Origin of the sequence: Bartonella sp. MM73XJBT.G (assembly GCF_028618435.1) — a bacterium.
Classification (GTDB): Bacteria; Pseudomonadota; Alphaproteobacteria; order Rhizobiales; family Rhizobiaceae; genus Bartonella.
In genome coordinates, this window is record NZ_JAQISW010000001.1 from 245,416 (window position 1) to 260,401 (window position 14,986).

Consider the following 14,986-nt stretch of genomic DNA (forward strand, 5'->3'; position numbering starts at 1 on the left):
ATAAACAAACAAAAAAGTCGTGATTTTTTTACAACTATCTTTGTTGCCATTGAAAAAAATCTTTAAAGGTGAAAGATGTTCCATATTCAATTTGAAAAAATAGCACTCATTGGAATCGGTTTGATTGGATCTTCTTTAGCAAGAGTGATTAAAAAGAAAAATCTTTCAGCTCAGATTTCTATTGCAACGCGTCGACAAGAAACACTGGAAAGAGCGCGTGAATTAGAACTTGGAGATTTTTATACAACGGATAATGCAAAGGCTGTTGAAGGCGCTGATCTCGTTATTATTTCTGTTCCTGTTGGAGCGAGTGCAGAGGTGGCAAAAAACATTCACAATCATTTAAAGTCAGGAGCGATTGTGAGTGATGTTGGTTCTACAAAAGAATTGGTTATTACAGAAATGGCGCCTTTATTGCCAAAAACGGTTCATTTTATTCCGGGACATCCCATTGCTGGAACGGAATATTCGGGACCAGATGCTGGTTTTGCTGATTTATTTATGAATCGCTGGTGTATTTTAACGCCTTTTGTGGAGAGTGATGCAGCGGCAGTTGCACGGTTGACAGCGTTTTGGGAAGCTTGTGGGGCGCGTGTTGAAAAGATGGAGCCTAAGCATCATGATCTCGTTTTAGCAATTGTTTCACATTTGCCACATTTGATCGCTTATAATACTGTTGGGACAGCGAGTGATTTAGAAAAAGTAACCAATTCAGAAGTGATTGCTTATTCTGCTTCCGGTTTTCGTGATTTTACGCGTTTGGCATCTTCTGATCCTGTCATGTGGCGCGATATTTGTTTGCATAATAAAGAGGCTATTTTAGAAATGTTGGGTCGTTTTGGTGAAGGACTTGCTTTTTTAGAACAGGCAATTCGTATAGGTGATGGTGAAACACTGTTTAATTTTTTTACGCGTACGCGTGCTGTGCGCCGTAATATCATTGCAGCGGGCCAGGAAATTGATGCCCCTGATTTTGGGCGTCATAGCGTTTCTAAAGAGGGAATGTAAAATAAGAGATTTTTGAATTTTGTGCTGTTGTTTTGCTTATTCTTATCACGCCTTTAGATATCTGTTCTTTTAAATTGTTTGTTGTAATGAAGATATGGTATTGTTTTCAGTCGTTTGTGTATGATAAGTGGCATTGCTTACCTTTATCTCCAACCCTGTGCTCCAAAATGGTTTTTGCCCTCCCAGAGGGGGGCTTGTTGTTTTGGTTAGCCAATTCGCGTAAATGAGAGAGAAAAGAGATAGACTTCAAATTCAATTTATTTCATATCAATGGACATGTAATTCTTATTAGTCATGTCTGTAAAAGGAAAGAAGTCATTTTTTGAAAGATAAAAGCTTTGTTCAATAATTTTTTGTATTGCTGAGGGTAAAGACTTATAAAATGCTTTTATGGTGTTATTATTCACATTATCGAGCTAAGAATTATAGCCCTATAAATTTGATTTTTACGAATATAACCAAGAGATTGATGAGGGATTTTTTAGGGACAGGGTATTTGTATGAATGTCTGTAAATCAATGCAAAGCTAGATTGTATTATGGGTGCTGTCTCGTAAAAAATGTTTTATGAAAACAGAGGCGCATTCTTCAATCGATGGTCAGTATATTTTTTCTGGCAATTGTAAATGAATATTCAAATCTCATAAAGCAACATGTTTGAGAAAAATATTCATATGATTTAGTGTACTCGTTTTTTAGCTTTTATGTGCTTGTTTGGAGTGAGAATATTCTATCTGCTTGATTGGTCTTTTAAAGCAGGGAAAAACTTTATTTGAGAACAATATATAAAGGCGTAAATATAAAAACTCATTTCCGCCTATTCTCTTTTAATTTAAGCGTTAAAAAGGAAAGAAGCACTCATGGAAATATCTTTGTTTCAGATTTTATTTTTTTGTGTTCTTTAATAGAGAGCAGTTTTCAATATAAAATAAAAAGCTCTAAATAGGAGATAATTTGTTTGGTAAAATTCGTTGGCTTTTCAGTTTTTGAATAGGGTGAGGCTTGACCACATGGATTATTGCCCTTTATACTAAAAAATGTTTTTTTAAGTCTTGATGCTTTTATACAGCATGAGATAACTAAAAAAAGGATGTTACCAGAAAGTATTGAGATTTGTTAAGAAGTATCTTTTGGTATGGCTATCGTATTTTTGGTGACGCAATAAGTCATTATTGGCGTGATAGTGGAAGTGCTTTTGCAAGCCATGTTGCGCTGTCAGGCCTTTTAGCATTTTTTCCTTTTTTTATTTTTGGAACATCTTTTGCTCGTTTTCTCGGGGCTTTTACCTATACACCGCAAAAAATTAAAGCGCTCGTACAGCTATTGCCTGATGTCATTGCTGAGCCTTTATCTCAGGAAATTGTCAATGTTTTAACCCTTCATCAAGGAGGTGTGTTGACGCTTTCTGTCATTGGAGCGGCTTATTTTGCTTCTAATGGAATAGAGGCTTTGCGTACAGCTTTGAATAAAGCGTACCGTGTGACTGATCGACGGAGTTTGTTATTTTGTCGTTTTCAAAGTTTGTTTTTTGTCATCCTTGGAGCTTTTGGTCTTGTTGTGATGAGTTTTTTATTGATTTTAGCGCCTTTGCTGATCAAAATTATGCAAAATCATTCTTTTTTTATGACTGAATATATTGGGATTATTCGTTTATGGCGTTATACAATTGCTGTCGTTATTTTGTTTATCAGTCTTTTGATTGTTCATAAATGGCTTCCAGCAGGAGAGCGGAAGTTTATAGATATTTTACCGGGAATCGTGGTGACAATGTTTGTATGGTTTATGGCTTCTCTTGCTTTTGCGCACTATTTAACGATGTTTGATTATATTTCAACCTATGCGGGGTTAGCATCTATTATGGTTGCCATTATTTTTCTTTACATATTAAGCGCAATTTTTATTTTCGGGGGTGAAATAAATGCTGCAATAATGTTTTATCGCAATTGTTGGCAATCGCCTCGGTGAATGAAAAAATGTAGATCATATGAAAGCCAAAAGATGGGGCAAGGAATAAGACCAGCTATTACTTTATTGGTTGATGCGGATGCCTGTCCTGTAAAAGCTGAAATTTATCGTGTTATGAATCGTTATCAGCTTAAAACATTTATTGTTGCAAACCGTTTTCTTTCTCTTCCCCAGGAAGAGCTCATTGAAAGAATCGTTGTTTCTGATGGGCTTGATAGGGCTGATGATTGGATTGTAGAACATGTACATGAGGCGAGTATCGTTATTACTAGTGATATCCTTTTGGCAGAACGGGTTGTACGGTCTGGTGGGCTTTGTCTTTCGCCAACGGGGCGTATTTTTGATAACAATTCAATCGGTCAAGCTCTAGTCGTGCGCAATTTGATGGAAGATTTGCGAGGACAGGGACATATCACAGGAGGACCACGTCCTTTTTGTAGAAAAGATCGTTCTACTTTTTTGTCAGCGTTGGATTGTCAAATCCAACGTTTAAAAAGATGTGGTTATTAGATTATTGTGCTTCTTTCATGACAGCTTTTATGAGTGTTTTGGCTTCATTATTGGCCCATGGCGCTGCTCCATTATAGGAAGCAATAAGATACCCCTTTTTATCAATGAGAAATGTAATGGGGAGTCCTAAAGCAAGTCCTTGTTTTCTCATGTCGTTAAAGATATTCATGGTTTCATCGCGATAGTAGACTAAATTATCTGCATGAATGTCTTGCAAAAATTGCTGAATTTTTTCCACAGAAGCGGCTTTATCGATATTAATCGCTATAACATCAAAGTTTTCTCCACCCAGTTCGCGTTTTAATGCTGCAAGTTCAGGCATTTCTGTGCGACAGGGCACGCACCAGATAGCCCATAGATTGATGAGTATCGGTTTTCCGTTAAATTCAGCGATTGTGTGGTCTTTTCCTTGAATATCCTTAAAAGAGAGGGTATTCATATCTAAGGGTGTATCCGTAAATCGCATGTGAGCAAAAAAACCTGTTGCGGCTTTTTGGATTGTCATCATTTTTTTGTCTTGTATTTTTTCTGTCTTTTCTTTTGAAATGGTGTTGGCAAAAGAGGAGACTGTCTTGTCATGATGATTTTTTATTGCGTATAAACTGATACCAACTAAGATAATGGCCACAAAAAAGGATGCTATGAAACTTTGCCTCTTTTTGTTTTTCTTTTTTGGACTATTAAAATTTTGAAGAATCATGATTTTGTCCTTTTTATGGGTGTTTTTAGAATATGACAGATGAGAAGTTAAAGAATCCAATGTGGGGGGGACGGTTTATCGCAGGACCTGCTACAGTTATGGAAGAAATTAACACCTTAATTGATGTTGATCAAAAACTCTATCGGCAAGATATTCAAGGTTCGCTCTCTCATGCTGCGATGTTAGCGCAAACAAAGATTATTTTACAGTCTGATTATGAAAAAATTTCTCATGGTTTAAAAATTATTCTTCAAGAAATTGAAGAAGGGACATTTGTTTTTTCACGAAAGCTTGAAGATATTCATATGAATATTGAAGCGCGGCTGAGTGCGTTGATTGGTCCTGTTGCTGGGCGTTTGCATACGGCGCGTTCACGCAATGATCAAGTGGCTGTTGATTTTCGGTTGTGGGTTCGTGAGGCATTACAGAAAATAGCACAAGCTTTAAAGGAGTTGATAAAACAGTTACTTGCTCTTGCAGAAAAACATGTCAATACCTTTATGCCTGGATTTACACATTTACAATCGGCACAGCCCGTTACATTTGGTCATTATATGATGGCTTATGTTGAAATGTTTGGTCGCGATTTATCGCGGATGCGTGATGCTATTGAACGAATGAATGAATCACCTTTGGGGGCTGCGGCTTTGGCAGGAACAAGTTTTCCGATTGATCGCTTTATGACAGCACAAGCACTAGGTTTTCGAGAACCTACACGCAATTCAATAGATAGTGTTTCTGATCGTGACTTTGCCTTGGAATTTTTAAGCGCTGGTGCTCTTTGTGCCATGCATCTTTCGCGTTTAGCAGAAGAAATCATTCTTTGGTCAAGTCAACAATTTTGTTTTATTCGTTTGTCAGATGCTTTTTCAACGGGTTCGTCTATTATGCCACAAAAGAGAAATCCTGATGCGGCCGAATTAGTACGGGCAAAAGCAGGTCGATTAAATGGTGCGCTTATGGGACTGTTAACGGTGATGAAAGGGTTACCGCTTGCTTATTCAAAGGATATGCAAGAAGATAAACAATATGTGTTTGATGGGGCTTTGAGTTTAGAATTATCACTGGCGGCAATGACAGGAATGATTGCTGATTTGAACGTGAATAAAGAAGCCATGAAACAAGCCGCAGATTTGGGATATGCAACAGCGACAGATTTTGCTGATTGGCTTGTTCGCGAATTAGGAATTCCTTTTCGTGAAGCACATCACATGACAGGGCAAGCTGTGGCATTGGCAGAAAAAAAACAGTGCCGTCTTCAGGATTTATCATTGGATGAGCTTCAAACAATATGTCCTGATATCAATGTGACACTTTTTGATGTTTTGACTGTTGAAAAATCTGTTGAAAGTCGCAAAAGCTTTGGAGGAACAGCGCCTTTAGAGATCCTTCGGCAAATTGCCTATTGGAAAAAACGCCTTGTGAGCGCTTGAGTGATTGTATTTTAAAGGTAAAAAAAAGAGATGAAGATAAGGAAAGAGGGCAGATGAAAATTATAATAAAGGGGTTTATGATTGTCCTTTTGGGGGGCGTTGGTGTTGTTGGGTGTGGGCGTAAAGGATCATTGGAGGAACCTCCTGCAAGTTTGGGAAAGTCTGTGCAGGGAACATCTGCTGTTAAAAGTGAAGATGATCAACCGTTTATTCTTGATCGTTTGATAAAGTAGGAGGAAAATATGAATTTTTTCCCCTACCATCAAGGCATGCTTCATGCTGAAGGGTGTTCGCTTGCGGCTCTTGCGCAGGAGGTAGAAACTCCTTTTTATTGTTATTCGGCTAATGCATTGGTTACACGTTTTAAGGACTATCAAAAGGCATTTCAAGGGATGCCCAGTCTGATTGCTTATGCGGTTAAAGCCAATTCTAATCAAGCAATTTTACGGCTTTTAGCAGCAAATGAGGCGGGCGCTGATGTGGTTTCAGAAGGTGAATTACGGCGCGCCCTTGCTGTTGGTATTCCGGCACATCGTATTGTTTATTCTGGTGTTGGCAAAACCGTGAGAGAGATAGATTTTGCTCTTTCTCAGAATATTTATTGTTTTAATGTTGAATCAGAACCAGAACTTGAACAGTTGTCACAACGTGCTGTTGCTTTGTCAAAGACAGCGCGTGTTTCATTGCGCATTAATCCAGATGTTGATGCAAAGACTCATAAGAAAATTACAACAGGGAAATCTGAAAATAAGTTTGGTATTCCATTGATATTGGCGAGAGAGGCTTACAAAAAGGCTGTCTCTTTACCTGGATTGCATGTTTGCGGTATCGATATGCATATTGGCAGTCAAATTTGTGATTTAAAGCCGTTTGAGGAGGCATTCCTTCTTATTGCAGATTGTGTGCGTCAATTGTGGAGCGATGGTTATGCAATAACGCATATAGATATTGGTGGTGGGCTTGGTATTGCCTATGGTTGTGAACAACATAGCGTACCCTCTCCTTTTGATTATGCTGCGCTGGTAAAGAAGCATATTGCTCCTTTGGGGATTAATATTGTTGTGGAGCCGGGGCGCAGCATTGTGGGTCAAGCTGGTGTGTTGGTAACCTCTGTTCTCTATTTAAAAAAGGGACAAGGGCGAAATTTTGTTATTGTGGATGCGGCGATGAATGACCTGATGCGTCCAACGCTTTATGATGCTTGGCAGAATGTCGTCCTTGTGAAACAAGCAGTAAAAGACGCTCCTCTTATTCGTGCAGATATTGTGGGTTCCGTTTGTGAGACTGGTGATTATTTAGCATTAGATCGCCGTTTGCCGATTTTGACATCCGGTGATCTTTTGGCAATTACGCAGGCTGGGGCTTACGGTGCTGTGATGGCAAGTACTTATAATAGTCGACTTTTGATCCCTGAAGTTCTCGTTCAAGATACGCGTTATGCGGTTATTCGTCCGCGTCTTGATTATGCTCAATTGATGGAATGTGATCATATTCCTAGTTGGATCGAAAATTCTTAAATGTTTTTGGTCTTATTTTTACTAAACTTTGATGAAACAATTTATTTTCTGGAAATTGTCTTATATGGATTTTATGATTTTAATACATCACGGTAAAAGGGGAAAAATGCTTGTTTATGAAAAATAAAAACATCAGGAGCTTTGAAATAAAGCTTTTGTGTGTGCGCATTTTGATGTGGGGGATTCTTTCATTTGAACGGATATGGATACGGTTATTGCCATTTTTCCTTGTTCTCAGTCTCTTTTGTTCGTTTAGCTGGTTAGGGCTTTTTGGCGTTTTAGGCTATTGGTCCCATTGGCTCTTACTTGGGGTTTTACTTGTTTTTACTGGGGCGAGTTTATTTTTTCTTATTGGTTTTCGGTTTCCTACAATGCGGGAAGTGGATCACCGTCTTGAACGTGTTAATAATCTTAAACACAAGCCTTTGAATATTCAGACAGATCACATATGTTCTGAAATTGAAGAAGATTTTAGTGCTGTTATTTGGCGTGAGCATCAACGCCGAATGGCAAAACAATTATACCATTTAAAAACTGGATTTATTTCTCTTAATAGTGCAGCTTATGATCCTTTGGCTTTGAGGGCTTTGTGTGTCCTCCTTTTTGTGTGTGCCTTTAGCTTTTCTTTTGGTTCACGTGGGGGACGTTTGGCTGATGCTTTTGATTTTCGTCCTGTGATTGATGAAAAACTCATGCGGATTGATGCATGGGTAACACCACCTGCTTATACCGGCGTGGCGCCAATTTATTTGACAAAAGATGAGAAGACACAACTGGAAATTCCTGAAGGAAGTGATGTGGTTGTGCGTGTTGTCAATGGGGCTGGTGTTACAGTTAAAGCAAAAAATGTAGAAGATGGGCAGAAAGTTGTGTTTTCAGAGAAAACGGAACAAACGGCTTTCAATGATCCAATCATTCATTTTGAAACCCATTTAGAGCATTCAATGGATTTGTTTATCTCATCACGTCGTAAAAAACAGCAGTGGCATTTGCTGGTGATAAAAGATAAGAAACCAACAATTGATTGGCTGGAAAAACCAGGGCGGATTTTAACGGGGTCGTTAGAGTTGCGGTATGTGTTGGATGATGATTATGGTGTGACAAAGGCTTTTGTTGAAATAGAGCCTCTTTTTCAGCATAAAAATGCTTCTTCTCTTTATCAAGCACCAGAAATAAAGCTTCTTCTCCCACGGGGTGGAAAAGGCAAAATGCGGACAGTGCATGATGTCTCAGCGCATCCATGGGCGGGTTCGCAAGTCAAAATTACTTTGGTGGCAGAAGATGGCGCAGGACAGAAAGGTCATAGTAAAACTTTTGTTATGATATTACCGCAGCGTGTTTTCTCAAATCCTGTTGCGCGTGCGGTTAGTGAATTGCGTCGTTTACTTGCTCTTGATGCTGCTGCGAGAGAACGTGTATTGGATATGCTTTCTGCTTTGCTGGTACGTCCAGAAAAGGGGCTTCAAAATGTAACGCATTTCCTTGTTTTACAGAGTGCGTGGACAAGGCTTTCTTTGGCACAAACAGAAGAAGATTTGCGTGGTGTGGTGGATTATTTATGGCAGATTGCTTTAGGCCTTGAAGGCAATCAGCTTGAATCTGCGCAAAAAAATTTAAAACAAGCACAAGCTGCTTTACGCGATGCACTGCGATATGGTGCTCCACCGGCAGAAATTGAACGGCTTATGGCAGATTTACGTCAAGCTATGGATGCGTATATTCAAGCTTTGGCTGAAAAAGAGCTAGATAGTCAAGTTTCTAAAAATTCTAAAAGTTCAAAACACCCTAATCTTTCTGAAGATACATTACAAGAAAAATTGAATCTCATTGAAGAAATGGCTAAAATGGGCTCTTCTTTAGCAGCGGAACAGCTCTTGGCGGAAATTGAACAGACGCTTGACCACTTGCATGTACAAAAAGGCAATAAAAATGAGGGAGAAAAAAGTCAATCTGCGCAAATGAAAGAAAAGATGGACAAACTTGGTGATTTAATGCGTCGTCAGCAAGAAATTCTCAATGAAACACATCAGTTAGAGATGAAACAAAAACGCGGGGAAAGTGTACTGGAAAAACAAAAAAAATCTTTAAAAAAACGTCAGGCTGAATTGCAGTCTGAATTATCAACATTAGAAAAAGAATTATCAAAACAGGGATTTGAAACAGGTGGTGCATTGAAAAAAGCGGAAGAAAAAATGAATTCTGCAGAAGATGCTCTTGATCATGAAAATCATCAGGCATCTATACAAAATCAGTCTGATGCTTTGGAATCTTTGCGACAAGGTGCCCAAAGTGTTTTGAAAAAAATGCGTGAAAAACTCAAAGAAACAGGAAATGCTCAAAACGCTGATTCTAGTCCCAAAGATCCGTTAGGGCGTCCACTTTCTTCAAAAACAGATAAAGGACAAGAAGGTGAGGCTCTCCCACAAGAAAGTGATCAAATGCGTACGCGGCAAATTTTGGATGAAATTCGAAAACGCCTTGGTAAGGATCATATTCCAGAAGTAGAAAAAAACTATCTTGAAAGATTACTACATTTTAATTAATAAATTGTTGGCTTTTTTCTTAATTAAAGCGCTTGTGGTACAATAATCACCTATTGTACGTTTTTTAGGGTTATTTAAGTTTAAAATGTGAAATATTAAAATGTTCGCTATTGCGGAGAAAGCGTAGAAGTCCATATAGGTTGAGTAGATAAAAACTGTAGTATTTTGAAATTTATTTCTACATGGTATATTAAGTTGGATATCATTACACTGAAAGATTTTTATGCTTCTGCACTTGGATTGCGTGTGCAAAAGACGCTGTGTGACCAATTGAATTTATGGTGGCCCGATCTTTCGGATAAACGGGTTATGGGGTTGGGTTATGCACCTCCTTATCTTTCTGCATTGCGTAAACGTACTCAACAATGTTTTGCTTTTATGCCAGCAAGACAAGGTGCTTCGTCTTGGCCTTGTGGTGAGAAAGTTGCTACAGCGCTTGTTTTTGAAGAAGATTTGCCGCTTTCTGATGCATCGGTTGATTGTATTTTATTGGTCCATGCCTTGGAATATACAGAGAATTCATTTGAAACGTTGAATGAAATATGGCGTGTTTTAGCCCCCAATGGTCATTTGATTGTCATTGTTCCTAATCGCTCTGGCTTTTGGGCACGTAATACGACAACGCCTTTTGGTTACGGCGAACCTTATACTCGACAACAGATTATTCGTTTGCTTGAAAAGACAAATTTTGTCTCTGGGCCAATACAAGAAATTATCCATTATATGCCTTCTACAAGTTATGTTTCGCGATTGTTCTCATTTTTTTATGAGCCATTTGCACGCTATCTTTTTCCTTATTTTGGTGGACTTTTAATCTGTCAGGCGCAAAAACGTATCTATCAAGGATTACTCGTACAACGTCGTCAGTCACGACGTGTTTTTATTCCTGCTTTATCCCCACAGACAAGAAATATTTTAATTTATAAAGATCATTAATCATTTTGTCATTGATATAAGAACTGCAAATATATGAGGCTTTTTTCATTTCAAATTTCTTTCATATTGAATCAAATAAAATCATTTGCTTGTACATCACAAGCGGGTGGGTCATGTAGATCAAAATTAGACAAGAAAGGACATGCTTCATATGGACTTGCCTCAGGGACTGTAGGGCTGTTACAATATTTTAGAGTAGGTCCAAGGGTGTGATGGTGGTGCTGGCTTGCTCTTTTATTAAGTGTAAAGAGAGTGGTGTTTAATGGTTTTCTTTATCGTTAGGATAAACATTTAGCATTTTATAATTCATTATCCTGTCTCTTAAGAGAAATGCTTTGCATCTTTTTCTGTTCATGATACGCACGCAGGAAAGAAGGTTCAAATAAGGTTTTGTTTAAAATGCGTCTGTTGGGAATAGAAACAAGTTGTGATGAAACGGCAGCGGCTGTCATTGAATACAACAATAAATCAAACAGCCGAATTCTTTCCAATATTGTTTGGAGTCAAATTGATCATCATGCACCTTACGGCGGTGTTGTTCCTGAAATTGCCGCTCGTGCCCATGTTGAAATTCTTGATCATTTAATTCTGCAAGCCCTCACAGAAGCAAACACAAGACTAAAAGATATTGATGGCATTGCAGCCACCAGTGGACCTGGTTTGATAGGGGGATTATTGGTAGGTGTTATGAGCGCAAAAGCACTCTCTCTTGCCACTAGAAAACCATTTATTGCCGTAAATCACTTAGAGGGACATGCTTTAACAGCTGTATTAACGCACAATGTCAAGTTTCCTTATTTATTACTTTTAGTTTCAGGGGGACATACACAAACAGTCCTTGTTCATGGAGTAGGAAACTATCAGCGTTTGGGAACCACCATTGATGATGCATTAGGAGAGGCTTTTGATAAAACCGCAAAACTTTTAGGTCTTCCTTATCCTGGTGGACCAGCACTTGAAAAAGCAGCTTTATTGGGCGATAAAAATCGCATCCCTCTTCCACGACCTTTAAAAGGTGAAAAACGGTTAGATTTTTCTTTTTCAGGCCTTAAAACGGCTGTTCGACAAGCCGCAACAGCTATAGCTCCTCTTACAGAAAATGATGTTGCTGACATTGCAGCAAGTTTTCAAGCCGCTGTAACTGATACGGTGCGTGATCGCGTTCAGTTGGCTCTACAACACTTTACTAACCAATATCCTCTCTCTCATGAACAAGAAAAGTATCCTCCTGCTCTAGTTGTTGCGGGTGGGGTTGCCGCAAACAAAGAACTTCGCTTGACATTGCAAAAACTTGCTCATCAACATGGTTTCGAATTTATCGCACCTCCTCTTTCCTTGTGTACGGATAATGCAGCAATGATTGCTTTTGCCGGTGCGCAAAAGCTCGCACGTGGAGAAACAAGCTCACTCGATATCGCCCCTCGCTCACGTTGGCCCTTAGATGAAAAAGCCTCCCCCTTAATCGGGACAGGACGCCGTGGAACAAAAGCATAAGAAAATTGCTTTCCCGCACCTTTTTAAAGAACAAAGCTTTTCACTCAATCCGGTCTGTAAACAATCCAGATAGTTATTGAATCAATTTCTCACCCGCCGATGATTCCATCTGTCTCTCATTTCACACGATTCATTTAACCCAAAGCTTGATACACAAACTTAAATATTCACCACATATTTTAAAAGCATTTGATATTTCAAAGAAAACTACCTTATATCACTACACCTTAAACGAAAGTATTTTACGACATAATAAGATACACCATACACTACCAAAGCATAATATGAAGCATCCTTTGACATCTTCACCTTTGAACCCTCCATTTGTTTCATTGCTATTGTTATAATTTTTCAAAATCAGTTTTCTTACCCAATTTTTTCTAACACTATGCTCTCATAGTGAGCGCGTTTCAAACCATAGCTGAAAAGATGATTAGCCTCTCCATTGCTGAGCAATTTTCAGTCTATTCTTTGATACATCACTATATTATTCTGCTAAAAGATAAACAAAGAGCAAAGTACCTTTATATTTTATTATCAATGAAGCGTATTTCTCTACGACATGTTACTTCGAAACAAAAAACAGATAATGCTCATTCTTTACGCCATTTTAAAAATCGTCATTGATGATGTTACCAAAATGCTTATAAAAATACATAACAATCTATGAAAAAGGTGAATGCATGGCTTATTGGCTTTTTAAATCTGAACCTCATAAATGGTCATGGGAGATGCAGAAGAAAAAAGGTGTTGATGGTGAACAATGGGATGGTGTCCGCAATTATCAAGCCCGTAATCATATGCGTGCCATGAAATATGGTGATAAAGGTTTTTTTTATCACTCAAATAAAGGTTTAGAAATTGTAGGCATTGTAGAAATATGTGCTGAAGCACACCCTGATTCTACAACCTCTGATCCACGCTGGGAATGTGTGGATATCCGCGCACTTTGTGATATGCCAATACCTGTTTCACTAAAACAAATTAAAGCCAATCCAAAATTAGCAAATATGGTGCTGGTCAATGCCAGCCGCTTATCAGTACAACCCGTTACAGAAGATGAATGGAAAGAAGTGTGTTTGATGGGCAATCTTAAGAAGGAAATGCTTTTATCTTAAAACAATAATTTTTTTTATTATGCATCCTTTCTCAAGATAGGCTCTCCCCAAATTGACAAACACTTTCTTCATGATGCATCTTTTCAGAATACTCAACAATTATAGTGGATAACACCACGAGCACTAAACCAACTACTTCGCATAAAAATGCGCCGAAAAAACAAATGTGAATCAAAAAAACAACAAAAACGATCGTGAAATACTCCTAAACAGTGCACCTTTACTAAAATGTTGTATAGCTCTCTTCACATTTAAAAACGCACCATATTGCTTTATAAAGGGTGTTCATTGTTTTACATGTGGATGAGAGCTCCTCATACCGTAAGATTTTCTTATTCCAAACCTATTCTATGTTGAATCAATCAAAATCATGTCTTTTATATGTTAAAAACAGAAAAGACTGCGTAGATAAAAACATACCTCTTATGAAGAATCTCAAATACCAAGGATAAGCAATATTGGAAGTAAACTCAAATATAATGGCACCGGCTTGTTGCTCTATGAACGTAACGATGATGGTCTTCCATGGAAAAAACACACCCTAAAGTATAAAACAACGCTTCCAATCAATGTATAAATATTCTGCACACGAAAAATATATCTTCTTTTTAGCAAGCAACCATAGAAATCATAAAAGTTTATTTTTTCAAGATTTTCTTTTTTAACTTTCCTCTTTTAATTTTTCTTGCATGAAATCTTATTTTTCATGAAAATGCTTTTTATCAATAAGTGCATCAACATGCCTATAAGGAAAAATATGAACCACCATATTCTTTTAATCGTTGAAGATGATGATCTACGCCCCATTTTGGTAGAACAATTGCAAATGCATCAAGAGTTTGAAATTTTCCAAGCAAAAACAGCTGAAGCAGGAATGAAAATAATCCAAGCAGAAAATATTGATCTCACCATTTTGGAACTTGAACTTCCTGATCTTGAAGGTCGAAAAGCCATTAAACAATTACGTATCCAAGGATTTCGTGCTCCCATTATTATGATAACGAATGATGATACAGACTGCGATAGTATCTTAGATCTTGAAACAGGTGCCAATGATTATGTGGCAAAACCCTTTCGCTTTGCGGTGTTATTAGCGCGAATTCGAGCCCAGTTGCGTCAATATGAACAAAATGAAGACGCAACCTTTCATATTGGCCCCTATACTTTTAAACTAAGACAAAAACTTCTTCTTGATCAATGCAACAATAAAATTTACCTCACAGAAAAAGAAGCAGCGATTATCAAATGTCTCTATTATGCTAACGATAAAATTGTCAGCCGTGAAACATTGTTAGAACAAGTTTGGGGTTATAATGAAAATGTTATCACACATACTTTAGAAACCCATATCTATCGTTTACGACAGAAAATCGAAAATGATCCCTCCAATGCACAAATTCTCATGACTGATCAAAATGGTTATCGTTTAAACCTCTAAATATGGATTTTTTCAAAAATAATTTTAATACCTTCAGCCTTCCTTTGCATTAAAACAGCAATAAGATGAAAAAACGCTTACATGCAATTTGGGTGGTAGCGTATAGAGTTTTCCCCTATCAGCACTCTTATGACAAAATACAAAAAAACTATTCTGAAAATATCCCAATACAAAAGCACACAATAGAAATGCTCTCAACCCTCACTATATATTTGGCAACTTCTGCTATATGCTTTTGCTCTCTTTAAAAATTTTAATATGTTTCGCATACAAATAATCATACTATCTTTTAGCAACATTCTTTATCACAACCATCTTTTTTAGA

General features: G+C 37.8%; 12 protein-coding genes. 11 read left to right on the forward strand and 1 reads right to left on the reverse strand.

Annotation, left to right across the window (positions count from 1 at the left end; all coding sequences use genetic code 11):
* Positions 1-75: 75 nt before the first annotated feature.
* From PVV59_RS00990 to PVV59_RS01000, 3 genes are all read left to right on the forward strand, one after another.
* Positions 76-1,008, forward strand: a complete 933-nt coding sequence (locus PVV59_RS00990) for a prephenate/arogenate dehydrogenase family protein (protein WP_273754012.1) — start codon at positions 76-78, stop codon at positions 1,006-1,008.
* 1,112 nt (positions 1,009-2,120) lie between these two features.
* Positions 2,121-2,972, forward strand: a complete 852-nt coding sequence (locus PVV59_RS00995) for a YihY/virulence factor BrkB family protein (protein ID WP_273754013.1) — start codon at positions 2,121-2,123, stop codon at positions 2,970-2,972.
* Between the two features lie 33 nt (positions 2,973-3,005).
* The gene (locus PVV59_RS01000) at positions 3,006-3,482 is read left to right on the forward strand and encodes a YaiI/YqxD family protein (RefSeq protein ID WP_273754080.1); all 477 of its coding nucleotides are present in this window, start codon (positions 3,006-3,008) and stop codon (positions 3,480-3,482) included.
* 1 nt (position 3,483) lies between these two features.
* On the opposite strand, the gene PVV59_RS01005 is transcribed toward PVV59_RS01000, so the two are convergent.
* The gene (locus tag PVV59_RS01005; RefSeq protein WP_273754014.1) at positions 3,484-4,182 is read right to left on the reverse strand and encodes a TlpA disulfide reductase family protein; all 699 of its coding nucleotides are present in this window, start codon (positions 4,180-4,182) and stop codon (positions 3,484-3,486) included.
* A gap of 32 nt (positions 4,183-4,214) precedes the next feature.
* Between PVV59_RS01005 and argH the strand changes: the two genes are divergently transcribed.
* The 8 genes from argH (at position 4,215) to PVV59_RS01045 (ending at position 14,661) form a co-directional block, all read left to right on the forward strand.
* Positions 4,215-5,615, forward strand: a complete 1,401-nt coding sequence (gene argH, locus PVV59_RS01010) for an argininosuccinate lyase (protein ID WP_273754015.1) — start codon at positions 4,215-4,217, stop codon at positions 5,613-5,615.
* A 53-nt stretch (positions 5,616-5,668) separates the two neighbouring features.
* Entirely contained in the window at positions 5,669-5,848 is a 180-nt protein-coding gene (locus PVV59_RS01015; protein ID WP_273754016.1) for an LPS translocon maturation chaperone LptM, read from the forward strand.
* Positions 5,849-5,857: 9 nt separating this feature from the next.
* Positions 5,858-7,132: a diaminopimelate decarboxylase gene (gene lysA / locus PVV59_RS01020; protein WP_273754018.1), complete on the forward strand. Its 1,275-nt coding sequence runs from the start codon at positions 5,858-5,860 to the stop codon at positions 7,130-7,132.
* 116 nt (positions 7,133-7,248) lie between these two features.
* Positions 7,249-9,675, forward strand: coding sequence for a TIGR02302 family protein (locus tag PVV59_RS01025; protein ID WP_273754019.1), 2,427 nt, complete (start codon positions 7,249-7,251; stop codon positions 9,673-9,675).
* Between the two features lie 165 nt (positions 9,676-9,840).
* On the forward strand, positions 9,841-10,611 hold the full coding sequence (locus tag PVV59_RS01030) for a class I SAM-dependent methyltransferase (RefSeq protein ID WP_273754020.1): 771 nt from the start codon (positions 9,841-9,843) through the stop codon (positions 10,609-10,611).
* 399 nt (positions 10,612-11,010) lie between these two features.
* Complete coding sequence (tsaD, locus tag PVV59_RS01035; protein ID WP_273754081.1) at positions 11,011-12,105, forward strand: tRNA (adenosine(37)-N6)-threonylcarbamoyltransferase complex transferase subunit TsaD; 1,095 nt, start codon at positions 11,011-11,013, stop codon at positions 12,103-12,105.
* Positions 12,106-12,788: 683 nt separating this feature from the next.
* A complete protein-coding gene (locus PVV59_RS01040; protein WP_273754021.1) occupies positions 12,789-13,223 on the forward strand; it encodes an EVE domain-containing protein in 435 nt (144 codons plus the stop codon).
* A 757-nt stretch (positions 13,224-13,980) separates the two neighbouring features.
* On the forward strand, positions 13,981-14,661 hold the full coding sequence (locus PVV59_RS01045; protein WP_273754022.1) for a response regulator transcription factor: 681 nt from the start codon (positions 13,981-13,983) through the stop codon (positions 14,659-14,661).
* The last annotated feature ends 325 nt before the right edge of the window (positions 14,662-14,986 follow it).